16 protein-coding genes are annotated in these 25951 nt (G+C 46.6%); 1 reads left to right on the top strand and 15 read right to left on the bottom strand.

Annotated features, from left to right (window positions below; translation table 11 throughout):
* Positions 1 to 255 precede the first annotated feature (255 nt).
* The 15 genes from ACXAFR_RS22255 to urtA all read right to left on the bottom strand — a co-directional run bounded on the left by ACXAFR_RS22255 (position 256) and on the right by urtA (position 22053).
* On the bottom strand, positions 256 to 1623 hold the full coding sequence (locus tag ACXAFR_RS22255; RefSeq protein ID WP_475181117.1) for an MATE family efflux transporter: 1368 nt from the start codon (positions 1621 to 1623) through the stop codon (positions 256 to 258).
* Positions 1624 to 1800: 177 nt separating this feature from the next.
* Positions 1801 to 3054, bottom strand: a complete 1254-nt coding sequence (locus ACXAFR_RS22250; protein WP_475181115.1) for a hypothetical protein — start codon at positions 3052 to 3054, stop codon at positions 1801 to 1803.
* Complete coding sequence (locus ACXAFR_RS22245; RefSeq protein ID WP_475181113.1) at positions 3017 to 3781, bottom strand: outer membrane lipoprotein-sorting protein; 765 nt, start codon at positions 3779 to 3781, stop codon at positions 3017 to 3019. Before ACXAFR_RS22245 ends, ACXAFR_RS22250 begins: the two co-directional genes overlap by 38 nt.
* A complete protein-coding gene (locus ACXAFR_RS22240) occupies positions 3774 to 5912 on the bottom strand; it encodes an efflux RND transporter permease subunit (RefSeq protein ID WP_475181112.1) in 2139 nt (712 codons plus the stop codon). The genes ACXAFR_RS22245 and ACXAFR_RS22240 overlap by 8 nt, the downstream gene beginning before the upstream one ends.
* Before the next feature lie 259 nt (positions 5913 to 6171).
* Entirely contained in the window at positions 6172 to 9429 is a 3258-nt protein-coding gene (locus ACXAFR_RS22235; protein WP_475181109.1) for a hypothetical protein, read from the bottom strand.
* Positions 9430 to 9431: 2 nt separating this feature from the next.
* Complete coding sequence (locus tag ACXAFR_RS22230; protein WP_475181108.1) at positions 9432 to 10322, bottom strand: ABC transporter ATP-binding protein; 891 nt, start codon at positions 10320 to 10322, stop codon at positions 9432 to 9434.
* A gap of 20 nt (positions 10323 to 10342) precedes the next feature.
* Positions 10343 to 12532, bottom strand: a complete 2190-nt coding sequence (locus ACXAFR_RS22225) for a TonB-dependent receptor (RefSeq protein WP_475181105.1) — start codon at positions 12530 to 12532, stop codon at positions 10343 to 10345.
* Positions 12533 to 13085: 553 nt separating this feature from the next.
* A complete protein-coding gene (locus tag ACXAFR_RS22220; RefSeq protein ID WP_475181102.1) occupies positions 13086 to 14078 on the bottom strand; it encodes a helix-turn-helix transcriptional regulator in 993 nt (330 codons plus the stop codon).
* 1381 nt (positions 14079 to 15459) lie between these two features.
* A complete protein-coding gene (locus ACXAFR_RS22215; protein WP_475181101.1) occupies positions 15460 to 15837 on the bottom strand; it encodes an FmdB family zinc ribbon protein in 378 nt (125 codons plus the stop codon).
* Between the two features lie 12 nt (positions 15838 to 15849).
* Entirely contained in the window at positions 15850 to 17079 is a 1230-nt protein-coding gene (fmdA, locus tag ACXAFR_RS22210) for a formamidase (protein ID WP_475181099.1), read from the bottom strand.
* 131 nt (positions 17080 to 17210) lie between these two features.
* On the bottom strand, positions 17211 to 17900 hold the full coding sequence (gene urtE, locus ACXAFR_RS22205; RefSeq protein ID WP_475181098.1) for an urea ABC transporter ATP-binding subunit UrtE: 690 nt from the start codon (positions 17898 to 17900) through the stop codon (positions 17211 to 17213).
* Between the two features lie 26 nt (positions 17901 to 17926).
* Positions 17927 to 18673, bottom strand: a complete 747-nt coding sequence (urtD, locus tag ACXAFR_RS22200; RefSeq protein WP_475181096.1) for an urea ABC transporter ATP-binding protein UrtD — start codon at positions 18671 to 18673, stop codon at positions 17927 to 17929.
* A complete protein-coding gene (urtC, locus tag ACXAFR_RS22195; RefSeq protein ID WP_475181095.1) occupies positions 18670 to 19860 on the bottom strand; it encodes an urea ABC transporter permease subunit UrtC in 1191 nt (396 codons plus the stop codon). The genes urtD and urtC overlap by 4 nt, the downstream gene beginning before the upstream one ends.
* Positions 19861 to 19870: 10 nt before the next feature.
* On the bottom strand, positions 19871 to 20797 hold the full coding sequence (gene urtB / locus ACXAFR_RS22190) for an urea ABC transporter permease subunit UrtB (protein ID WP_475181094.1): 927 nt from the start codon (positions 20795 to 20797) through the stop codon (positions 19871 to 19873).
* An 83-nt stretch (positions 20798 to 20880) separates the two neighbouring features.
* Positions 20881 to 22053 (bottom strand): urea ABC transporter substrate-binding protein, encoded by a 1173-nt coding sequence (gene urtA / locus ACXAFR_RS22185; protein ID WP_475181254.1) that lies wholly within the window; start codon positions 22051 to 22053, stop codon positions 20881 to 20883.
* 544 nt (positions 22054 to 22597) lie between these two features.
* Here urtA and ACXAFR_RS22180 point away from each other — a divergent pair.
* The coding region (locus tag ACXAFR_RS22180; protein WP_475181091.1) for a hybrid sensor histidine kinase/response regulator at positions 22598 to 25951 on the top strand (3354 nt) is incomplete at its 3' end.

Raw genomic sequence — 25951 nt, 5'->3', positions numbered from 1 at the left:
TGTTGCATATGCGCCAATGTAAATCATTATCATTAATATTAGAAGGTTTATTTGTTAGCGCAGTGATGGTGTTCCCCTTAGAGAGATCCTTAGCGTTGGCCTGCCCTGGTAGATTGGCATCAAAATTATCTTATTGCGGCGCAAACCTGGACTTCGAAGAAGCAGATTTTAAATTCGTTCTTCAGCATAACAAAAAGGTGAATCACCCAAGCTTTTCGTGAATTGAGTTCATAACCCTATTCCTTATCTGCGCTACTATGCTAGGACTTCATCAGTTGAGGTTTCTTTAAACCTCTTAATTTCTTTACTGATTAGAAGTATCATCCATAGAGTAATAACTATATCTATACCGCAAGATCCAATATATACCCACGCCACACCGAATATTTTTGGCAAAAATAACATTATCGGAACAAAGAAAATGACTTGTCTTGCCAATCCAATTATGGCGGCAGACCTGCCTTTATTAATGGCTGGAAAAAACGTCATCCCCATGAATACGACCGGGAGAACAATGAGCGGTGCTATGAAGTATCTATAATTACTGATATCAGTATTTGAAAACTGTCGATCAGGCATGATCAACGTTAGACTTACTTCCGGATACGCCATTAATACAAACCAAAAGGGAAAAATACATAATGTTGCGGTAGCTACCCATATTTTTAGGCTTTGAACGACTCGTTCGTGATATCCGGCGCCATAATTAATTCCAACTACAGGTTGAAATGAACGCATCAGTCCTATTATCGGCATCATCATAAAAGACATAATTCTAAATACCGTGCCGTAAAATGTTACATCTGCCGTTGTACCATAGTTAGTAAGTGCATTCAGTACGACGATTCCCTGTATTACCATCATGACTGACATAATAAATAACGGAAATCCATTCGAAAATATACTCTTTAAGATGGATGTATCCGTAGTAAACGAAAATGGTACAGCATTAAATGAAGTCTTTTTTCTTAACACATATATTATGAATGTAAGGCTATAGACAGCCATGCCAACGTTAGTACCAAAAGCAGCGCCTTCTACCCCCCAATTACCTATCACTATAAGAAAATAGGTGACAACAATGTTAACGATAAGCCCTATTCCCATCATTACGGCTGCCGTTTTCATTTTTCCTTCAGCTCTTACGATTAAATTTCCTGCAAGTCCGGCGACCCAAAAAATTGAACCGTAAAGACATGATCGAAAGTAGGCGTCACCATACTCCAACTCTCTTCCTTCTCCGCCCATCATTTTTATAAGCAAAGTACTAAAAATTAGCCCGACTACCATAAACACTAGACTGAGTGTGATGGTAAGAATATTTACATTACCCAATATTTTTTTTTGTGTTTCTAGACACTTTGAACCAATAGCGATACTTAAAACAGCGCCGGCACCGCCACCGATAAGCTGCCCTATACCAAGAGGAATTTGAGTTAATGGAAACGCGAGAGATATACCAGCGAACGCAGATTCTCCAACGTATCGCCCAACAATAATAGCGTCAACAATTACGTTTAGACCATATAGCACCATGCCAACAACAGCTGGCCAAGATAGCGTAAACATCACCTTCCACAAATTTTCGTGCAAAATAAAGCGTTGTTGTTGACGATCATTCATAATTCAAGTTTCACATTATACGTTAATACATCTTGGATATTTGTATTTAGCTCTCTGTAAAGTCCAGTATCGCCTTTTTTCCTCCGATATTTCTATTTTTCTTTTTAAATTCATGCCTACTATTTTCCTAGATGTTTATAATGACCCGGAAGTAAACTGATAGGATAATTATCAATTTTAAAAATCCCAACGAAGTGTTGTTTCGAAAAAATCATTGTCTCGGTAGTCGTAATTATCTGATCCCTCAGCGCCATCAAAGACCATGTATTTCATAGTTAACGTAAGATTGTCTCCGAACTCATAATCAAAATAGGTTTCTGCTGATAGCTGTTCATCGGAACCCAATTGACCTCGTACTCCGTAGATTGCGGCATCATCGAATGCTGAGTTTGAAAAGGAAAAAGTCGTACCGTAGTTCGTTGGACCATCGGGAGCCTCGTCGTAGAATATTTGTATACTCGTTTTAAAATCTGTAATAAATGTGCGTTCCCAACCAATAACGACTTGCCATAAATCTGTAACTACCCCAGACATGATATTGTTTGGTGTATATGCAAATTCGGCGCGCCAAGTACTTTCTGACAAACCTAAAGCACCAGAAATATTAAATGTTTCATACCTTACATGTTCAAGTAGAACATCGTTTGCTATTACGGTTTGGCGTACAGGTCCATCGGTATAACCATTAAAATAAGCCAGGCTCCAATCGAAACCTTCTCCATAAACGCGATACCGGAGACCGCCTTCGTCCTTATGTGGATCATCAATTCGTAAATTGATTAAACCAGAATTACGTTGCGTACGAAGTTCATGCAAATAATCTGGCTCCCAAGGACTACCGAATTCTGGTAATTTTCGGTCTCTTCCGCGCGGCAACCAAACCAGCTCTAACAAGCCGCCAGAAAGGTTAAATTCGTTTCTTACTACCCAAGAAGGGCGACGTGATGCGGTTCTGGCATTTCCGATTGGATCCCTATAATCCACAGCATTCACTCGGTCAATCGTACTTACTCCATCTGCCGTACCCCAAGGAACGCGTTGCTTGCCAATTGTAAAGTCAAATGAGGTACTATCACGAATAAAATAAAGTTCTTTCAGCTCTGCTCTCTCGGGATCCCGGTAATCATGTGTTTGCTCATCGTACTCAATCAAAGTGCTACCGTAAGCACGCCATTGACTGTCTTCGTTTTGATCTCCTGACCATTTAAGTTCTAAAAAACCTGCGGCTCTATTAGAAGCCCAATCGTTGCCAACGACAAAATACTGATTACGGGATTCCAAATAGCCAGAGATATTCCAGGGCGGTTGAGCGGATGTCTCGGACAGATCAAAATCAAAGGGATCTTGAGCTAGGGTTGAAGACACAACTGCTGTTAGCGTCCATAGAAGTAAATTAGCGCTTGAGCGCACTTTGTTCAAAAGTACTTTCATCAATACCAACATTGTATTCAACATCGTCATACTGCATTAGAGTACGAGACTTCTTTCGAGGTGTTTCCATTATTAATTTTGTAGCAGTCCATATTCCATCGATCTCTTTGAAACCACCTTGTGTAAGTCGTTTTACCAAGCGGTTGCGTTCATCGTAGTATTCAATTTTCAGAGCAATCCATTTATTTTTATCAACCCAAAGGCGTCTTTTCGCGTAATTTGAGTCTTTAGCCTTTTTTGCTATTGGCGTAGACTCGACAACATATACCTCGACACCGTTGAGTTGAGATTCCTCGATTAGTTTGTGCACATCGTCATCGATAGCGCGTGCTTCCATATCTTCGTTGGCAAAGTCACTACGCATAAACGAGCCTTTTTTACCGCCACCACTGATACGACGTATGAGGTTTTCAGACGGAAAGAACACCCACATATCATCATCTCGGGATGGGTCTTCATAGGTCCACGACAAATACTGCGTGTCTCGTACATCAGCAGGTTCAATAAACTTAATCAGCGATCGGTCATTTTCACCATAGGCTTTGTCGTACATTTGCATCTTACGCACTAATTTTTGACTGCCCCGCTCGATCAACATCGTTGCTTTACGGCTCCCGTCCACAGAGTTATCAACGTCATCCATTCGCTGCGCGATTTCGTGTCCAGTCATAGCATTGACAGACAGGGCTATCGAGAGCGGAAAGAAAGCGACGATAGACTTAAGCATGTTGACCACCTTCAATTGTGTTCTTTTGATGAATATTATTTTGGTTGAGTGATGTTTCCTCCCCCAAAGGCTTGAGCCACGCAAGCAAAACCGGCACCAGTAGGATATCTGCTAAGATGGCTGAAGCAAATGCTGTGATCGACGCCCACGAGAAAGTTCTCGGTCCAGCAAACTCCGATATTGCGAAGCCGCCAAAACCGACCATCAGCACGATGGTAGTAAAAAGCAGAGGACGTCCAACCGTTCGAATGGTTTTTTTATGGGCAACATCATAGTTTCGAACATCATTAAAGTAACGTCGATATCTAACAAAGAAGTGCACCGTATCATCAACAGCGACGCCAATAATCATGGGAGCCAGCACCAAACAGACTATGTTGAGTTGTGCACCAACCCAGCCCATAGCACCTAGAGCGATTATTACTGGTAGAACATTCGGTATCATTGCAATCAAGCCCAGTTTCACCGAACGCAGGATAAATATCATAATGAGAGAGATCGCGATAAAAGAAAACATAAAGCTCTTTCCTTGCCCCACTTTAACGAGTTCAGCAATCCGATCCAAAGTAGCTAACGTCCCTGTCGCATACACTTTGAGATCATCACCAAACTCCGCTTTCACGAATTTCTCTACATCAGAACTCAATATACGAGTGTCTCCAAGTGCTAAAGATCTCGTTCTGGCCTGAACTCGCATTTTGTCATAGGTGAAACTCACGTACTTTTCTAATTGGCCGCCGCCACCACTTTCATACAAAAGCAAGTATTCTGCAATCTGATTGGTATCTGAAGGTAAGACGTAGTACGCGGGATTGTTTTCATGTACTGCTCGATTCATCTGTTTTATCTGATCGAGTACACTAGAGGTCTGAGTAACCAGTGGGTGGTCATCTAAAAACGCTTGCAGTTTTTCGACAGATTTCAACAATTCCTCATTTTTAATGCCATTTTCTACCCCCGTGTCGATAACAAATTCCAGCGACATAGACCCCCCCATATTGTTATCGACATAATCGAAGGATTGGCGCAACTCATCGTTTTTTGGTAAATCTTGTATGGTGTTCGTTTCGATCTGTAATTTCGTGACACCGGTTAATGCAATGGTCGTTACAACAGCAAAAGCAATACCGTACGGTAGTTTGTGATTAGCCACGCTATTTGCACACGTTTCTAAGAATTTGTCGAAAATATCGGTTTTCTTTTCTGTGCTCACTTTCATCACGTTTTTGCCAAACGACAATACTGGTACTGCAAACAAAAACGTTAGAATGAAGGCGACGATTACACCGATTGCCGCTTGAATTCCCAGCTCTATCAAAGGCACTAAGTCAACGATGGTAAAAGATAGAAAGCCGATCGCAGTTGTTATAGTGGTGAGTAAAACGGGTTTACTAACTACATCGAGAGTATGTAAAAGCGCGACTCGGCGATTCATGCCAGTTTTCATATTTTGTTTCAATTCTGCAACGACGTGCATGGTGTCTCCAATACCGACACACAACATCAATGTCGGTACAAGAATCACAAACAGATTGAGTCGATAATTCAGAACAGCGACTGCACCCATTACCCAAATCACACTTAGAACAACGGTAGCAGCCGGTACTAACACTCCGATAAAACTACGAGTTGTAACCACCAGCATGACAACCATTCCGAGCAGCGCCGCACCTAGCCATCTGGGAGCCTCTATTGCGGTTTTTTCGTCCATGGCGTAGTCCATCACCGGTCCACCGACGACATGCGTTTCAAGGTCACCAAACTCATCGACCAATCGGAGTATTACCGGTGGAACATCCTTACGGGGATCTATACCAATATCTGGATAGTTTTCAAACTCCATAAGAATCCCAACACTATGGGCATCTTCGGATACAAGACGATCACGATAAAGAGGATCGTTGACGACTTTGGTTCTTAGGCGCTCGAGCGCTTGGGCGTCAAGGTTTAAGTCCGGAATAAGATCATCAATCAGAATCCCACCAGGAACCCCTTCTATCCATTCAACATTCCCAATCCAAGTTAGATCAAGGAGATGAGGTGTTTCATCCTTTAACCGATCTGCAAATTCTGCGATACGGTGGAGTGTCTTAGGATCAAACGCGTCAGCTACATCGACGAGAATAAACACGAAGTCGTCGTTTCCGAAGGTGCTCTTAAAATCATCTAACTGCTTCTTGGTAGAGTCCCCCGTTACGAAAAAGGCCTCATTCGAGTTATCTACCTCTAGATTCGACAACTGAGTCGCGGCTAGTCCCGTGATTATTACTACAAATATTAGACTTACCCAACGGTACCGGATTAGGTTTTCGAACACTTTCTCCATGAAATGATCCTTTTTAATGGGTCACACTTGACACCAAGATTCAAAGTGCAGTTGGTTTGTTCGGCTAGAGATTGGGCCTTACTTCAACAGACTCGAATAATTTTATGAATGATTCATCGATCAGATGACGGGATTTAAGATCACCATAGAGATCCCTAAAGACCAGAGGCGCATTATGTCGGCTTTCGAGCCATTCTCGTATTGATGAGTTCATCGTGTTAAAGCTAATTGATTTTGAAAGACGATAGAGTGCGAGAGTCCCTTTTGTTTCTTCAAGAAATTCTTGGTCATCTGCATCGATAAGACTGGTCTCAGTGTTTTCTTCGTTGTAACGCTCTTTGTTGTATTTCGTACGAATTTTATCAATAAGAGCTTGAAGCGATTTCGCGTTGCTGTTTTCTTCTACGATTTGCATCGCTAGAGCAGAGGGTAACGAACTCCACAAAATACCAGCACCCGGAACATCGGCAATTTGTCCCTGGTGGTCGAGCCACTGGCGTATAATCTCCCGGCCAAACGTGTATTGGACAAACGCTTGCACCTCGTCCACTGAATAATCGGCAAACCAACCTTCTTTTTCAGAGAGAGCGATGACGTTAGCGCTCGTGTAAGAGATATCTTGATAGAACGGAATTTCGATAACTCGGAGACTGTCGTAGGGATAGACTCCGAGATTTCTTCGGATATATTTCAATGCACGAGCGATACATCTATCAAAACTCTTTAGATTGAAAGCGTGGCTGGGTAGGTATTGATAAGTTACACGAATGCCTTCGATTTCTACCTCGCGCTCAGCGTAATGCCCTGAGCCAACGAAGGTTTGTAGTGCTTCCGTTTTCGATCGACGGAAAGTAACTTTCTCTCTCCCTTCTTCTTGAATGCGTTTGATAATTTCGCCCGGTCCAACGGGAATTTGTCCAGCTTCAGTAGTAACAACATAATTTAAAAATTTATTACCGAGCGAATAATCTGTAAGAAAATTTTTGCTTAGTTCGTTGGTTTCAGCTTTAGAATGAGTTGGCAAGCCAAAAACTTGACGTTTTCTATCTGCAATAAGCGCTTTATCTTCATCATATCCGAAGACAGGGAGGACGTTATTATAAAGCAACCCGTTGAAAGCGAGATCCCCTTGAGGAAAGTCACCACTTTGGCTAAAACCAGTGTATTGACGTTGCGTTACGAGCTCTACGTCTACTTTTTCGGCTGGCGCTATGGCGGGTGAGACTGAGTATACCTCCATACCGAGTTGGGTATTTCTCTCTAACAACTCAACTGAACGGCCAACCATATCGAAGGTGGTAATTCTGGAAAAAGCATCCAAGTTTACGTAAATGTTCTCAACAGACGTTTTTCCTGCGTTGCTGAGTTCGAGCGACGCGGTAGTAACTGCTCGACGCTCAGACGGATATAAATCGACCTGGAGGGCATCGATAGCAGCTCGTATATCGTATCCTGAAAGAAGCGTTCGATACGTCTTTTCATAAGCAGCAGACTCAGCATCGGCCTGAGCGGTTGGAATATAATTTCGTTTGTTATAAACCTCGCTTTGAATAACCCATTGTACCGCCAGGAAGCCAGCAAGTGGAACTAAAGCAGCCAGCTTAGCGATTCGTGGGATTTCCCCTCCACGACCCAGTAAACGTTGAAAAAAGGATTGAGAGACTCCGCGACGCCAAAAATGCAAACCAATAAAGACAAGGAAGCTCGCCATGGAAAACCAAAGCAAGAAGAACCAACGCCCTGCTTCCGCAAAGATGCCGTACCCATTTACTTCAGAATAGTCATCTAAGCCAGGCACGCCTCCGTAGATAACGCGAATGTTTTCAACTAATCCCAGGTCAAAACTGATAATGACAAAAAAGTAATAACCAATAGCGAGGCAGTGAGTAAGGAATCTATGGCCCGTTATGCTGGCTATGGCAAAGACTAAACAAATGTAAAAGGTGTAATTCACCCAGCCCCACATATATCCGTAGATATCCTGAAGGTAAAGCCCCCAATCAATGTCTGTAAAACCTTGGACCAGCTGTGAGAAAACTCCCCCCAAAAAAATGGTAGAGCTAAACAGAAAGGCAACGCCAAACATCGCAAAGAGTTTTGGTAATTGTAGTTCCCAAACCTTGGCTGAAGTTGCACCCGAAATTTGCCAAAGGTTTGCCTTACGTTCTTTAAAAAATAGTTCGCAGGAAAGTATCATCAGAAAAATGATGAACATAAAGCTGTTGATCAGGCGACCAGAAGTCATCCCTGACGTAATAGGATATTGATGCCCAACATAGTAGGTAGAGTTCCACACAAGATTTTGTGCAAGAACAATCACAACGAGCATACCAAGAATTAGCCTAAAGCCGGCGGGGCGTGTTACATTTTTGAACTCGAGCCAAGTTAGACGAAACGTTTTAAAAAACGAATGCCAAGCATCATTAGCAAAACGGACACTGGGAATTTTAAGATCATATTCGACGCGCCCTTTCGGTGTATCATTATCTATGATGCCGAAAGTGTTTTTATTACTCGGCGCTTCCAAAAATCTTTTAAAAGTAAAGCGCTTATAAGCGAGCATGGTCAAAGTCAGACTGATCCCAACCCAAAGCATGCGGTTAGTCCAATAAATTGCATTTAGCGGCATCATAGCTGTGTTTTTATCCGCAACACTCATTAGATCGAGTTGATACTTTGCATAGATATAACCAAAGGGATCAATAATGCTAAGTGCATTTACATGAGGTGAATTGTCACTCGAGCTTTCACCCACTACAAAGATAAGAACAATGGTTATTATTGTCCCATAGACTACTGTTATCCGCCGAGTCATGACGAGTGCGAAGAAGGCTACTGCTGTATAGGTGAGCATATTGGGTATCGCAAAAAAAACGAACCCATGGGTGATCGGCCCCCAAGGAACCGGACCGACAAACTCCTTTGATCCAACGAACTTCAGGGCCACCAAACCCACAACGTATCCCGCAATCATAATGATATTGATCAGCCATGCGCTGATAAAGTGGGCAATAAAAAATGATTTTTCCTGAATCGGATACGCGTAGATGAAACCAGCGCTACGCTGCTCGATATCCCGATACAGCGTGCTCGCAGTTATCATTGCGATTACAATGATAAGGATCATGCCTCCAGCAGAGAGACAAAGATAGGCCATTCCGGCGGCATTCAAAAACGTTGATCCATTCCCGTAAAAATCGTGTAGTCCGAAAGAAAACCAGCACGCCTGAAACGCGAGCATCGCCAACATAAGATAAGCAATAGGAGTCGTAAAACGATATCTTAGCTCGAATGGAATAACCTGTCGCAACATCGAAAACATGTTTAACTTCCGTGTTTTAGTGATTTACGCTGGGCTAACGTATAGAAGTAGGCATCTTCCAAAGTTGGATTCTTGGGTTCAAAACCATCGCCCGGCTCTTCATCCCTGATGATAGTGATGTTCATCTGGCCGAGATGAAAATGATTGGCAATAACGTCATACTCCTTGCAATGACGATCCAGCTCTTCTTTTTCTATGGCCTTAATCCAGCACCTGCCTTTCAGGCTCAGCTCAACTTGTTGAGGAGCACCAGAAAGCAAAACCTCCCCGTCACCAATAATCGCCATGTCTTGGCAAAGTGTGTGCACATCCTCAACGATGTGCGTCGATAAAATAACCGTGGTGTTCGCGCCAATCTCGGAAAGCAAATTATAGAAACGATTGCGTTCTGTCGGATCAAGCCCTGCTGTGGGCTCGTCTACAATAATTATTTTTGGATCTCCTAACATCGCCTGAGCAATGCCAAAACGCTGTTTCATTCCTCCAGAATAGGTTCCTAAACGGTGGCGACGCTTTTGATGGAGATTGACCTTATGTAGCAAAATATCAACTTGATCATTACGTTCTTTTTTACTCTTAATTCCCTTGAGATCAGCAAGGTGCAACAACATTTCCTCAGCCGTTGCCGCAGGATAAAGCCCAAACTCCTGAGGCAAGTAGCCCAATACCTTTCGGAGCTCTCCCGGCTCTCTAAAAACGTCAATATCGTCGAAGACTATGCTGCCTGCATCAGCATCCTGGAGTGTAGCTATCGTACGCATAAGACTCGACTTACCCGCACCGTTCTGCCCTAGCAGACCAAACATTCCTTTTCCAATTGACAGATCTATACCCTTCAAGGCGTGCACGCCATTACTATAGGTTTTGGATAGGTTACTAATTTCAAGTCTCACGAAAACTCCAGAACTTATGTCTAAAAACGATATCGCGCACCGGCGCCGAATGAACGTGGATCGTTGTAGGTAACGATTGAAGAAATTGCTCCCCCGAGATCAGATGATCTTAAGGACGTCACGTAGGCTTCATCGGTTACATTATTTGCATATCCAAAAAGCTCCCAATCACCGAACAGATAGCCAAGGCGCGCGTCAACCACTTCGTAGGCATCCCGCTCAGGAAATGCGGTTTGGGGTGAGGGTCTGCCACTGTCGTAAAACGCGGTATTACCAGCCGCACTTAAGTCCACACGAGCATAGAACCCCTGGGGATGGTAATAGGCAGCACTAAAATTGAAGGTATATTCGGGGGTTTGCTCAATACGTTCGCCACTATAATCGTAAGCGCTTGTAAAATAGTCGTCGTATTTAGCATCAATTAGACCAACAGAGGCGCTCAGCTCGAATTCTCTGGTTACATTAAAGGAAACCTCTACTTCGATTCCTTGAGAATGCGCTTTATCGGCATTGCCGGTATATAAATTTCCCAGATCATCCTGTCTCCACACATGGATATCTTTTATATCCATATAGAACAACGCGGCGGCTAGAGCCATTCGCTCCGTTTGTGCCTTTAATCCAATTTCGAAGTTCGTAGAACGTTGTGGATCGAAACTATTGTCATCCGCAGTGCCAGTTGTCGCGAAGTAATTGAATCCCCCTGGCATATAACCTTCAGCAACACTGCCGTAGATATTAAAATTTTCACCGAGCTTATAGGTCACCGCTGCCCTAGGAAGAAATACTGACCAGTCCTTGTCAGCGTCCATGGTATAGGCAACGCCGCTGAAAAATGACGTATAGTCGGCCGTTAATGGAAGGTTCTCTACAATGAAATCCAAATTGGTTTCCTTTTTGATATTTTGGTAGCGACCTCCCAGAGTGAGTTCTAATTTCTCCGACAGCGGATATATGAACTGCCCAAAAATTGCCGCGGTGGAAGAATCCGTGGCCGACTCTGCATTGTAAGTCGTACCAAAAAGACGCTGCCCGTAAGGGCCCTGCTCTCGCTCTTCTGTATCGAAATAGACGCCAGCAACATAGCGCCCCCCTTCATCGTCATTATTGCTTCTTAAAATTAACTCCTGAGTCCAGGTTTCACGATCTTGATTATCGAACGAAACTGCATCGGCCAAATAGGCATTGTCGCTCTCATCGTAATCGTAAAGGCTATCCAAATTTTGATCCCGATGCGTTGTCACTGAATTAATCGTGAATTTATCCAGCTCGTAAGTCAGTTGTAATGCTTGAGAACTGATTTCCAGCTGCTCTCGAGTTTCAAATTCAGTATCAATGTCCTTTGCAAGATCACGACTAAAGTCGTCTGAAAAAGAAAGCGGTTCGCTGGTGGAACCTTGATCAGTGAAAAGAAGCCCATAGCCACCAATGCCATAGCTGTCAGTATCGTCATTAGAAACAGCAAACTTAACCTTGAAATCATCGGTTGGTCGGTAGATTAGTGAAGCCGACAAGTGCTGCATTTCAGACTTGTTAGAATCGCTTTCATTTCCCGGCGTATGGTTCGTGACCCAGCCATCATCGGCGCGATACTGCCCACTGATATCGAGATAGAGTACGTCATCCTTGAGAGCTCCTCCGGTATTGAACTGAATATCTCTGTAGTTGAAACGCCCATACTCAACTTCAACTTTTCCGCCCCAGCGGTTTGAGGGCTCTTTAGTGACGACGTTGATCACCCCACCGATGGCATCTTTGCCGTATAGCGTGCCTTGCGGACCACGCAGAACTTCGACACGCTCCACATTCGCGAGAAATACATCAAAACCGTAGGAGTCGCTGTAAGGGACGCCGTCTACATAGATAACCGCTGGATTATTGTTGGTAAAAAGAGATGAATTCAGACCGCGAATGTTGACCGTGGAGCGAGCTGGGCTAGTCGGTGAAAATTCTAGATCTGGAACAGCATCGAGTAAATCGGACACATTTTTCATCCCATTTTCGTCGATCTTATCGCTACCAATGACTGTCATACTTTGGGGGATATCAATGAAATTTTGTTCAATCTTGTTTCCAGTCACCGTAACCGTTTCAATATAGTCTTGCTCGTTTGAACTGGATGTTGCCGCCTGAACCGACGTGCATATAAGTGGCACAAGGCCAGGCAGAATACGTATAAAACGTTGATATTTAAGAGTTCCCTTCTTCATGTAATTAAAGTCTGTAGGTAGTAAGTGAATCTGGACGAGCTAAAGCTTCAACTCGCTTTGAGTAGCGCTTTCTCCGGTAGCATTCTTTACAGAGTCGGATCTATTCCCGCCCCATCAATCGAATACCGGTAGAAAAACAAACACCGAGCAGCCTACCTAACCTAGAGATAACAAAACTACCGAATAACGGATTATTCGATTTACCGTCAGAATTTTATTTCTGTCCCCATGCAAGAAAATTTCTCTAGCATAGAATCACCCCTTTATGTCCACGATTAAAGATAAGAACGGGTAAAATTAAGTGCGATTACAATCTATTTCCCCACGACACCCTAAAGCCGATCTTGCTCAATGTTCTTAGCAAATATTCCATTTGTCTTCGCTAAATATTTTACGCAGCTATCTTGTTTGGCACTTAAATCATCTAACAAACAGAGACTTAGTCTGATCAAATTCAGCGCACTGTTTCTAAGCCCCAGCTCAGACTTAGCAGCTGAAGCCATGTCGTACAGACTAGCTTTTTGAGGGGTTAAAACTACCGTATTACGGATTATTAACGTTTGAGAATAGATTTTGGAGAAGCACCAAAGCGGCGCTTAAAGGCGATACCAAAGTCACCGATATTGCAGTAACCGACAGAGAGAGCGGTTTCAGTAACGGATATATTTTGTTCTCGTAATAGAGCTTTGGCTGTCTGAAGACGAATTTCTTTTAAATAACGGTAAGCGGTCGTTCCGAAGGCTTGCCGAAAACCGAGTTTTAATTTGAAATCATTGAGATTAACTAAGCGCGCCAATTCCATTAACGAGGGTGGATCAGCCATGCGCTCGATTAAAATATTGCGAGCTTCTCGAACACATTCAATATCACGCGGAGAAAGAGTCGTCGTCGTAATAGGGGACTGTTGATTTACCGTAGCCAAGTAGCGCGTAACCAAATCGAAAGTCTTGCTTTCCAAGAAAAGAGGACAAAATATCTCTGTTCTGCAATGGTTAAATATTTCTTTTACTAGGGTATCTGCTTCGGCTGTTAAGACGCTAGCTCGCTTAAATGGCGCTTTGTGTGCAGCTGAGCAGGACTTCTTCAGACAGGAAGGCAATGAGGCGCCAATTTGTTGGCAGCAGCGATCTAGCGCCTCTGGAGTGAAACGTATGTCGATTGATCGCAAATGCTGTCCTGCGGGCAGATTTGTTTTGACTTTAAGATCCCCCTCCATCGCCTGCAGGTAGTTTTGTCCGGCTATTGCATCACAATCTCGCCGCCGGCCATGAACATCCATCTGGACCACACCTGAGGAAACAAACCCCAGTTCAATAACATGGGGCATAATCAGTTCATTTGTGAAGGAGACCGGTTTATCGGTGAACAAATCCGTAATTTTGATCGCGAGCCCATCAGCTAAACGCAGGTTTAATAGGCTTCCTTGACAACTTGGTGTCGTGAATTTCCACGCATTACTGTCAAAAAGATAATCCCCCACGTTTCGGCTTAAGCTTTCCATTGAAGCCGAGAATATTTCATCTGTCGAGAGTGCATACCGCTTCATAAATGACACTACAAATCTTACTGACTGGAATCAAATTCTCTTTAACATACGTCACAAAAGCACGAAAGAGCGAATTAAAGAGAATATTGTCATAAATGAGAATCAATATCAACAACGTCATTACCGAAGTCGCGGGGCCCTGCGCACATCAGACCGAGAACACTCAACTCTTGCGGCTTACCAACCTAGCGACACAATAACCTGTGAAGTTCGTCACCTCGTAGCACAAGAATCAGCAACTGTACATGGCAACCTATAGCTGAATGTGTGCGGCTAAATATTATGAAAGAGCGAGGTGCTTGATTCATTCAAGTCCAGAGCGTAGCGAAACTGACCAGCAATAAGAGGCAATACAAAATTTACGTGAATTCGGACATGAAAACCACATAACCTATAATTGTAAGTGGCCATTCGAATTCATCTGTTTTATCAAAATCGAGCAATTTAATTTTTACGTCAAATTCTCTGACTTTTAGGATAATTAACTCTCTCATTTGTAGTGTAATACCACGAATGAATTGCTACGCCGCCAATTCAAGAGACCACATATTTATCGTTAAGCCTTTCCAATAACTCTTCCTTGAACATTTCTTACATTGAATTTACTCGCGCATCTGGATCTATTGCTGTAACTCCACGAGTTAACGCTACGCGACAAATTGCAGTCAATCGCAATGCAGGAAAGGATTTAGTTACCCAGCATACTTTATTGACTCATACTATTACGAATATGTACTTAAACGGATAAAACGAGTACTGCGCTAGGTGAATCAATAACTCCTAGAGAGATAGATCCTCACGCCACCTAACGTTATGTTATAACATATAGATTTAGATGAAAACCCTTCGAATCAAAGAAGTAGGCTGGATAAGATACAGGTAAATATGGGCAGAAAAATTTTTATAACCTATTGTTTTATCAGACTATTAGAGCTCGTACTTGTTACTCAAAATCACAAAATAAAAATTTTGGCGCCACGTTCTGTGGCTTCGCTCTCTCTCTCGTTCATTCTAAGTTGTTTCAAACCAGAGAGGACAGAAATCACCAGGATAGTCGGTATCTCCGTAGCATTCTCACAGCAGTCGAGAGTCGCCTTGTTGGCATATTGATGACCGTCTGCAGTTCTTGATGGGAATACCGCGCTTGATCCCGCACTTATGACCAATAAGTCATTTGAACAAGAAATGTCATCGAGGCTAGTAGCCCCGAAACGCATCCAGTTTTACCGGTGCAGTTTCAGGGAGTCACTGAAAAGCGATATACTTTTTACTCCACTACCCTTCTTTTCTTGAAATTTTCTGGCTTGCTACGGAAATTAGATGATCTCAACGTCACTAGATACCTGACCATTGCTTTCGAATAATATCTCGGTCGAAAGATTCAGTGGCTAATCATCCACGGTCGCTGAGAGGGAAAGATTTTATTGCCATCAGCCGTTAGCAAAGCTTTCTGACTCAGGCTCGCGGTTTTACTCAGCGGTTTGTGATCGGAAGAACAACCACAGCGCGATGGTTTCCTTTCGTCAGCGTCCTGGTGCGATTCCGGTGTATAGATTTTTGGCACGTGTGCCGCCTCTTCATTACGCGCAATCGCCTTACGGGCCGACGGTGCCATATCGAGCAGCGCGGGTGGAATTAGAATCACTTGTGCACTTAGCTGCCGACATTGTGGGCAAGGCTTCGGCTGACCCGCCTGAGCCATAGCGCCAAGATCATGAAAAATCCCGTGCTCACGGCATTTGTAGTCGTAGACCGGCATCGCAAACTCTCCTTATTGATCGGGTGACAGGGGAACATCGATTGAGCCATCAAGATATTCTGTAGGCCCATCCGCACCCGGTTTGATGTCGTAGTCGAAGATCTCTGTCGGTAGCCAAAGTGTTGCACACGCATTAGGAATATCAACGACGCCACTGATGTGGCCCTGCACAGGTGCAACACCGAGAATCGCGTATGACTGGGCTCTGGTATACCCAAATTTCGCCAGATACTCGATGGCATTAAGACACGCTTGACGATAGGCAATGTGCACATCCAAGTAGTGTTGCTTGCCTTGCTCATCGACGGAGATACCTTCAAAGATTAGGTAGTCGTTATATTTTGGGGTTATCGGGCTCGGTTTAAAAATCGGATTTTTAATCGCATACTTCGCCATCCCATCTTTGATCAGGCTGACGCGCATATGGATCCATCCTGCCATCTCGATGGCGCCACAGAACGTAATTTCACCGTCCCCCTGACTGAAATGAAGATCGCCAACACTCAATCCTCCGCCTTTGACATAGACCGGAAAGTAGACCTTTGATCCTCGAGAGAGATCTTTAATATCACAGTTGCCGCCATGCTCCCGTGGTGGGACGGTACGAGCAGCTTCCGCCGCCGCTATCTTTGCCTCGTCTGGGGACATCTTGCCCATGTGCGCAGTATCGGCGTACGGCAGGGTTGCGAGCGCCGGTACTCGCTCTGGGTCGGTATCAAAGAGCGCTTTTTCCCGAGAGTTCCATTCATCCAGCATCTCTTTTGAAGGCAGACAACCGATCAAGCCGGGATGAATCATTCCTGCAAACTCGACGCCTGGCACATGGCGAGATTTGGTAAACATGCCGTTGAAGTCCCAAATAGACTTCTGTGCTTCTGGAAAATGTTCGGTTAAAAAGCCGCCTCCGTTTTGCTTGGAGAAAAAGCCATTAAAGCCCCATTGACTGTCGTCAAAGGCGCCGATATCGAGTATGTCTACCACCAGTAGATCGCCTGGCTCTGCCCCCTCGACGCCAACCGGGCCTGAAAGAAAGTGGACTTTCGTCAAGTCCACGTCACGCACATCATCGGCAGAGTCATCGTTTTTAATTTGGCCACCGGTCCAGTCAACACACTCAACGATAAAATCATCGCCGGGTTTTACCATAGCCGCCATCGGAATGTCCGGGTGCCAACGGTTGTGAATCATCTCGTTCTCATAGGCAGATTGAGAGAGGTCTACTTTGATAATGGTTTCAGCCATGGTGTTATCTCCTTGTTGGGAAGTCGTAATGACTTATGAAGCTGGATATAGCAAGCATTAACATCGGTAGGACATTCCGTCCTACCCTGGGATTTATTAACCTCTTCGAGGTGGTAGGTGGCACCACTACGTCATACAGACAGATAAGTGGCGATGCGATCATGAACTGCACTTTTACCCGTTTCCTCAGCGACTATCCGCCCTTTCTCAATCACCAAAATGCGATCCGCGGCCTCCAGCGCGAAGCTCAGAACCTGCTCTGAAACGAGGATGGATATGCCTTTGGTATCGCGAATTTTTTTAAGTGTGCGGGCCATCTCACGAATGATCGAAGGCTGAATGCCTTCGGTCGGCTCATCTAATAGCAACACTTTTGGTTTAGATGCCAGTGCCCTGGCAATGGCAAGTTGTTGTTGCTGACCACCAGATAGGTTGCCCCCGCGTCGGTTCTTCATTTCTTCAAGAACAGGAAAGAGTTCATAAAGGTCGGTAGGTATGACTTTTTCTCCTGTGCTTGTTAAGCCCGTGGAGATGTTCTCTTTCACCGTCATAGTCGAAAATATCATGCGGCCCTGAGGAACAAACCCCAAACCACTGGCCACCCGTTCATGACTGGGTAAATTACTGAGTTCGACACCATTCAATGCTGCACTGCCTCTCTGGGTTGGCAGCATACCGATAAGCGATTTCATCAGCGTGGATTTACCCATACCATTGCATCCCATCAGGGCGACAATTTCATTATCAGCCAAGGAAAAATCCAACCCGTGAAGCACTTCACTTTGGCCATAAGCAACGTGGTAATCAGAAATATTTAACACAACGGAGATCCTTTGACAGTAGCCTGTTAATGACCCAGATAGACTTCAATGACTTTTGGATCCTTCTGGACTTTTTCCATGGACCCTTCCGAAAGAACCTTACCTTGATGCATGACGGTCACTCGATGAGCAATGTCTTCAACGAACTGCATATCATGTTCGATGACAATCACACTCCGACCGTCCGTAATACGGTTGAGTAACTCAGCGGTTTTCTTACGCTCGGCCACCGACATACCCGCTACAGGCTCATCGAGCATCAACAGATCGGGTTTCTGGATCAAGAGCATACCGATCTCTAACCATTGTTTCTGGCCGTGACTGAGTAGCCCCGCCTGCCGATCCAGTTGATCATCTAAAAAAATCATTTCCGACGTTGTAACCACTTCCTCTACTACTTCGGCATCGCGTTTAAATGCGAGAGATCCAAATACGCTATGCCCTCTGGGAAAAGACAGCTCTAGATTTTCAAAAACGGTCAGATCTTCATAGATGGAGGGGTTTTGGAACTTGCGTCCAACGCCCGCCTGAACGATTTGATGTTCTTTCATTTTGGTAAGCTCCCGACCACGAAAACGAATCGATCCTTGCGTGGCTTTGGTACGACCGCAAATGAGATCGAGCACAGTGGTCTTACCCGCACCATTGGGCCCAATGATCACACGGATCTCACCTTCTTCGACGTAAAACGAAAGGTCGTTTACCGCTTTAAAGCCGTCGAAGGAAACGGTAAGACCTTCCACCGCTAACACAAAATCGTTATGGATACTCATGCGGCTTCTCCTTGTGCTGTCGGCGATGGATGCCCCTCGGACGGTTCCACCTCCGAATCGAGTTTCTCTGCAGGCGGTGGAGAATTCGGCGGCGGGGTGCCGCGATACCACTGAGGCATACGTGGCTCGACATATTTTTTAAACAGGCCGGCCAACCCATCGGGAAACGCGAGAACCACACCGATAAACAAGGTCCCCATCGCAAACAGCCAGAGTTCAGGAAAACTCTCAGAGACGGTTGTCTTCACCCAGTTGACCAAGAGGGTGCCGTAAACCGCGCCGAGGATGGACAGACGCCCTCCCACTGCACAAAAGATCACCATTTCAATGGACGGTACAATCCCGACAAAAGACGGTGACATAAATCCCACTTGCAAGGTGAACATGGCACCGCCAATCGCTGAGAACGCCGCTGCCAGGCAAAAGACAAAGATTTTAAAATTGGCGACGTCATAGCCTGAAAACCGAACACGGTCTTCTTTATCTCTCATCGCGACGAGTATGCGTCCGACTTTATTGCGACGTATGTATTGGGAAATCAGCAAGCAAACGATCAACAGCACGCAACAAACAATATACAGGATAGTCTTCGCCCTATCGGGTCGAATGTCCCACCCCATTAACGTGCGCAGATCCGTTATTCCGTTAACGCCTCCGGTATACCCTTGTTGACCAATGATCAAAATGGTGAGAATCGATGCGACCGCCTGGGTGATGATCGCAAAGTAAACCCCGCCGACGCGCCGCTTAAACATGGCAGCACTGATGATGTATGCAAAGATCACCGGTACCGCCACGACCGCAATCAGCGTAAAGCCAAAGCTATGAAAGGGTTCCCACCACCCAGGCAAGGCAGTCAATTGGTTCCAATCCATAAAGTCAGGTATCCCCGGCGTCGACTGGATCTTGGTGGCTTCTGGAGTCGACGCTTCGAGCTTAAGGAACATGGCCATACAATAACCGCCAAGGCCAAAGAAACCCCCCTGTCCAAGACTGAGAATGCCACCCAGCCCCCAGCAGAGAACCAGGCCCAAAGCGACAAAGGCGTAGGTCAGATATTTGCCCATCAAATTGAGTCTAAAGCCGTCCAGAAAGAGCGGGAAGATCACCAGCAGTAGCAGCGCTAGCAGACCAAAACTGATGAGGTCCTCGCGCTTCATAAACGTATTTTTGGTGTGTTCAAACATCGTGTCTCCCCTATTTACGCATCTTCAGAGTGAACAAACCCTGAGGTCGCAACATCAGGATGACGACAACCGTGAGCAGTGTCAGAACCTTAGCCATTGATCCGCTTAGGAAGAATTCCATGGTCGATTGGGCTTGCGAGATCGTAAACGCGGAGGCAATTGTTCCCAGCAAACTGCCTGCACCACCAAACACCACCACTAAAAAGGTATCAACAATATAGAGCTGTCCTGCGGTGGGCCCTGTGGAACCAATCATCGTAAAGGCACTGCCAGCAATCCCTGCAACCCCACAACCAATGCCGAACGTGTAGCGATCAATTTTCTGTTTATTGATTCCTACCGCACCGGCCATCGGGCGGTTTTGTACCACCGCGCGAACCTGTTGTCCCCAACGCGAACGAAACATCAAGTAATAGACCGAGGCAGCAATGATGACGGTGAGAACCATGACGAAAATGCCGTTAATGGGAATCTCGATCATGTCGGTCAGAGCGTAAGACCCCATCATCCAATCGGGAATGGAGACACCCACTTCCCGGGCGCCGAAAATGGAGCGATAGGTCTGCTGGAGTATCAGGCTAAGCCCCCGCGTCGCCAGCAAGGTGTCGAGTGGGCGCTTGTAGAGATGGCGAATGAGTCCCCATTCCACCAATATCCCCATCAAGAACGCACCAATGAATGCCAGAATCATCGCCACAAAAAAGTAGATGCCAAAAAGACCCGGCAAGTGAGAAGAAAAAAAGTTGGAGGTGAAATAGGTAATATAAGCTCCGAGGATCATAAATTCCCCATGAGCCATGTTGATAACGCCCATCTGTCCGAAGATGATGGCCAGCCCCAGTGCCATGAGTACCAGCACCGAAAAGAGTATCAATCCAGCAAATCCCTGCATCGCAAAAATCGCCGTCAATTCTGAAGCACTGTAATCCGCGAACATCTGTGATTCTCCCGTTTTCGTTCAAATAATCCGGAGCAACTCAGAGCCAGTTACCCAATTGCAACTGACTCCTAGTGGACGGACTATTGATACCCTTCAGGGAATGGATCTGGCTCGATCAGCTCCTCGGATTCGTAGACCACTTCATACTGGCCGTCATCTTTGGCATGACCTACGCGAGTCTTGGACCACAGGTGATGGTTTTCATGGATGCGGACATAGCCTTCCGGTGCTGTGTCCAACTCGATGGAAGGAGACGCATCCCTAACCTTATCAATGTCGAAAGAGCCGGCTTTCTCCACGGCCGCTTTCCACAACCAAGGCCCCAAATAAGCAGCCTGTGTCACATCGCCAACGACAATATCGCTACCCCAGCGTGCTTTAAACGCCTCAACGAAGGCTTCGCTATTCGGATTATCGAGGCTCTGAAAATATTTCATCGCAGCGTAAGCACCTTCGATATTTTCACCGCCAATCCCCAAGATCTCATCCTCGGTCACCGAGATGGTCAGCAGCAACGGTTTCTCTTTCGTCATGTCGATACCCGCCGCTTTCAGCTGCTTGTAGAAGGCGACGTTTGATCCGCCGACAACAATGGCGTAGATAACGTCGGGTCTCTTGAGCTTCATTTTATTGATCACAGAATTGAACTGTGTGTGGCCCAACGGGTAGTACTCCTCGCCTACAACCTTAAGACCAAGCTTCTCGATGTGCTTGCGGGCAATTTTGTTGGACGTGCGCGGCCAAATGTAGTCAGACCCCAAGAGAAAAAAGGACTTGGCGCCCTTCTCCTTGACGACCCAGTCGATGCCGGCAATGATTTGCTGAGTGGCCTCCTGACCGGTATAGATCACGTTGGGAGACTGCTCTAACCCTTCGTAAAACGTCGGGTAGTACAACATCCCGTTGTGCTGTTCAAAGACCGGAAGCACCGCTTTTCTCGAGGCAGACGTCCAGCAGCCAAAAACCGCAGCGACCTTATCATTCACCAGCAACTTACGGGACTTCTCGGCGAATGTGGGCCAATCACTGGCACCATCTTCCTGAACAACCTTGATCTTCCGTCCCAGCACACCACCGCTCTCGTTGATCTGTTGAATGGCGAGTTTTTCTGCCTGGACAGAACCGGTTTCACTGATCGCCATAGTGCCGGTCGTGGAATGCAAAATACCGACGGTAACCGCATCGTCAGTCACGGCCAGTCCGGTGGTGTTTACCTCATTGGTCGACTGTGCAAAAAGGGAATGATTAAACATCAGCGCCAGCGGGACGGCGGCTAGGGTCTTTAACAATGTGCGGCGGTTGGGCCCGCTCGGGCTCTGACCGCGTTTGTTACTGACTTGCGTTACAGGGGCTCTGGACTTCATGGTGTGGATTCCTCGTTCACTCATACCGGTGTTTCCTCACAGCTTCCAAGCGGCATGGTGATGCTTATGCCGCCGACCTCAAGTCGATTGAATTCCATTCAATCGCAGGGGACGTTGCGCCTGTCACCGACAAACGAATCGGAACAAACGGCTGCAGGTCGAGGTTTATCATCGTGAGTGATCGCTGCGACGACAATTCGCGAAATCGCGGCAGAGCCTACGTGGTTTTACTTATTCAATCACCTGCGGCACCATCGTATTCTCAGAGTGCCTTGAGCAGTAACGATAAGATAATGATCTTTACCACAGGTAATGTGGAGATAAACACGGAAACCCATCGGATTTAGCCACGCAGGCGACGCCATCCGGTGATAAGATCTTAGGGAATAACACACATGAAACTCTGCTGTTCGCTGTTACGATGCCACAAAGGTTGACTTCGATTCCCCGCCAGAATGTCTTTCGCGTCCGTCGTAATTACAACACCTGGGTCGCCAATCAGACGCTGGAGGATTACGCCCTTCGCTTCACTTCCAAATCAGCACGTCGCTGGTCATCTGCCCGAGTTACGAATACCTGTCTAGGGGCGATTTCCTTCTTGGCGCTGGAAGCGATAGGCGCCTCCATTACGCTCAAATACGGCTTTAGCAATTCAATGCTCGCGGTTTGTGTGGTCGGGTTAATTTTGTTCCTGACCGCCATTCCTATCAGCGTTAATGCTGCCCGCTACGGCATCGACATCGACCTCCTGACCCGTGGGGCCAGTTTCGGCTATATCGGCTCGACCATTACTTCGCTGATTTACGCGTCCTTCACCTTTATTTTTTTTGCCATCGAAGCAGCGATCATGGCGATGGCGTTGCAGCTCACCCTCGGCATTCCACCGTCAATCGGTTACGTGATCAGTGCGCTGGTGGTTATTCCCCTTGTTACTCACGGAATCACCCTGATCAGCCGCTTCCAATTGTGGACACAACCCCTTTGGTTAACTTTGCAGCTCTTGCCGCTGGCGGTGATCGTCTGGACGGACTTTGGTGCAGTCGAAAACTGGATGCACTACGAACCGACGTCTGATCGCGCTCCAAGGTTTAATCTACTGCTGTTCGGCGCAGCAGCTTCGGTGCTCTTTTCTTTAATCGCGCAGATTGGCGAGCAGGTCGACTTTCTCCGCTTTATGCCGGAGCCAAATGGGCGCAAGCGGCGCTGGCTGCTTTCCGTGATGGCGTCAGGGCCAGGCTGGTCGGTGATCGGTATGTTCAAGGTTATCGTCGGCTCATTTCTGGCGCTGTTGGCACTGCATCACGGCCTCTCCATCCTAGACGCCGCCGATCCCACGCAGATGTATTTGGTCGCTTTTGGGTATATCACTGAGTCATCGAACGCTGCACTGCTACTCGCCGGAGTTTTCGTCGTTTTGTCCCAAATAAAAATTAATGTGACCAATGCCTATGCCGGATCTATCGCCTGGTCTAATTTCTTTTCTCGCCTGACTCACAACCACCCGGGCAGAGTGGTCTGGCTGGTCTTCAATGTCGCAATTGCACTGATGTTGATGGAGCTCGGCATCTACCAAGCCCTCGAACGGATTCTTTCGGCATTCGGTATTGTTGCTTTAGCCTGGGTCGGGTCATTGGTCGCTGATCTGGTCATCAATAGAGCGTTGGGGCTGCGTCCACCCGGCATTGAATTCAAACGAGCCTATCTCTACGACGTTAATCCGGTGGGTGTCGGTTCGATGCTGTGTGCGACGATCCTCGGATTGTGCGCCTATACCGGTCTTTGGGGTGAGGCCGCAAAGGCGCTGGCGTCATTCCTCGCTCTGGCGACGACTCTGGTCATCTCTCCCTTTCTCGCCTGGTGGACTCAGGGGCGTTACTACCTCGCCAGAGACGCAGAACCAATGCCAAAAGAGGATGAGCGTGTCACCTGCGTGGTGTGTCAATTCGCCTTTGAATCGGAAGACATGGCCAATTGCCCAGCCTACAACGGCCCCATCTGTTCTCTCTGCTGTACGCTCGATGCCCGCTGTGAGGACGTCTGCAAAAAAGACTCGCGCCTTTCTGATCAGCTACACCAGCTCACTGCCAGCTTTCTTCCCGCCAGCTGGGCGACGGGAATCTACAGTCAGCTGGCTCGCTATCTGGGTCTGTTGCTGGTCGTGGCCGGAATGATTGCCATACTACTGGCGATCATATACCTACAATTGCAGGTCGAAACCAATTTCAATGACACCACCGTGTTTACGGCATTAGGGAAAATCTCTTTTATTCTGATGTTAATATGCGGTGTTCTAGCGTGGATGTTTATCCTCGTCAAAGACAGCCGCCAAGTCGCGCGCGAGGAATCTGTCCACCAGACACAACTGCTGTTGGAAGAAATTGAAGCTCACGAAAAAACCGATCGCGAACCGCAACGCGCTAAAGAAGTCGCCGAGGCGGCTAACCTTGCTAAGAGCCGTTATGTCACAGGCATCAGCCATGAGTTGCGCACGCCCCTAAACGCGGTACTCGGCTACGCCCAACTGTTGGAACGAGACTCACAAATCCCCGAAAATCGCCGCGAGAATATTCGTCTGATTCGTCGCAGCGGGGAACACTTAGCGGATCTGATTGAAGGGCTGTTGGACATCTCAAAGATTGAAGCGGGTCGCTTACAGCTCAACATGGGCAAGATGCGCCTGCCCACGGTCATGGACCAGATCGCCAACATGTTTCGAATGCAGGCGCAAGAAAAAGGGATCGAATTTCGCTATGTCTGCCCGCACCGCTTGCCGGAGTTCGTTAAAACGGACGAGCAGCGATTCCGACAAGTCCTGATCAATCTGCTGTCGAATGCCATAAAATATACCGAACAAGGGACGGTGACGCTGGAACTGATCTATCGCGGACAGGTGGCGGAAATCGCCGTGTCCGATACAGGGGTGGGCATTGATGAAGACGACTTGGAACGGATTTTCCGCCCATTCGAACGCATCCGACGACCCGGGCTCCCCAATGCGCCCGGTACCGGCCTCGGATTAACCATAACCCGGCTGTTAGTGGAAATTCTTGGGGGAGACATTCAAGTCATCAGCCACCCGGGACAAGGCAGTCGCTTGAAGCTCTCACTGATGCTCTCGCATCTTCTCTCTGACACCAATCCGCCAGTCGCAGAACAGCAGATTCAAGGGTATGTCGGCGACCGACGTGCGATTATGGTCGTCGATGACGACGCGGCGCACCGGGGTTTGGTGAACGACACGCTGAGTCCCCTGGGGTTTGTGATGTTTGAAGCACAAGACGGCCCGACGTGCCTTGAAATCCTAAGCCAGTGTATTCCTCCTGACCTGTTTTTACTGGACATATCGATGCCTGGTATGAGCGGTTGGGCGCTGGCGGAGAACATTCGTACGCGCGCGATCAACTCCCCCATCATTATGATCTCGGCCAACGCTCGGGAGCAGCGACCGCGAGCCGAATTTGCACCGGCCGACTTCACCTATTTGGTCAAGCCCATGAAGCTCGCGCGCCTCTTGGAAACCATTGCCCAAGAATTGCAGTTAGAGTGGATCTACGACAGCACACGGTCGACGATCTCTTGCCTAGAGACATCACCGTCACTAGATCGTGATGACCTACCCTCACCCGCAATTCGCGCAGAACTGCAAAAGATGGCGGGAATCGGTTATGCCACGGGTATTCGAGAAAAACTGTTTTATCTTGATGCCACGAATATCGGTTCTAAAGCCTTTATAAATCACATGCACAAACTGTTGAAAGAGTACGACTTCGAAAAAATCATTACTCTA

The sequence above is a fragment of the Pseudomaricurvus sp. ABR4_320 genome, assembly GCF_056159445.1.
The sequence above is the reverse complement of the archived record's forward strand: the minus strand, read 5'-3'. Positions and strand labels throughout refer to the sequence as shown.

Bases quoted from the DNA above. Each gene is read 5' to 3' on its own strand.
- urtB (WP_475181094.1), bottom strand. From the start codon at position 20,797: ATGTTCGCGGATTACAGTGCTTCAGAATTGACGGCGATTTTTGCGATG.
- ACXAFR_RS22250 (WP_475181115.1), bottom strand. From the start codon at position 3,054: ATGAAAGTACTTTTGAACAAAGTGCGCTCAAGCGCTAATTTACTTCTA.
- ACXAFR_RS22215 (WP_475181101.1), bottom strand. From the start codon at position 15,837: ATGCCGGTCTACGACTACAAATGCCGTGAGCACGGGATTTTTCATGAT.
- fmdA (WP_475181099.1), bottom strand. From the start codon at position 17,079: ATGGCTGAAACCATTATCAAAGTAGACCTCTCTCAATCTGCCTATGAG.
- ACXAFR_RS22235 (WP_475181109.1), bottom strand. From the start codon at position 9,429: ATGTTTTCGATGTTGCGACAGGTTATTCCATTCGAGCTAAGATATCGT.
- ACXAFR_RS22255 (WP_475181117.1), bottom strand. From the start codon at position 1,623: ATGAATGATCGTCAACAACAACGCTTTATTTTGCACGAAAATTTGTGG.
- ACXAFR_RS22220 (WP_475181102.1), bottom strand. From the start codon at position 14,078: ATGAAGCGGTATGCACTCTCGACAGATGAAATATTCTCGGCTTCAATG.
- urtA (WP_475181254.1), bottom strand. From the start codon at position 22,053: ATGTTTAATCATTCCCTTTTTGCACAGTCGACCAATGAGGTAAACACC.
- urtC (WP_475181095.1), bottom strand. From the start codon at position 19,860: ATGTTTGAACACACCAAAAATACGTTTATGAAGCGCGAGGACCTCATC.
- urtD (WP_475181096.1), bottom strand. From the start codon at position 18,673: ATGAGTATCCATAACGATTTTGTGTTAGCGGTGGAAGGTCTTACCGTT.
- ACXAFR_RS22225 (WP_475181105.1), bottom strand. From the start codon at position 12,532: ATGAAGAAGGGAACTCTTAAATATCAACGTTTTATACGTATTCTGCCT.
- ACXAFR_RS22245 (WP_475181113.1), bottom strand. From the start codon at position 3,781: ATGCTTAAGTCTATCGTCGCTTTCTTTCCGCTCTCGATAGCCCTGTCT.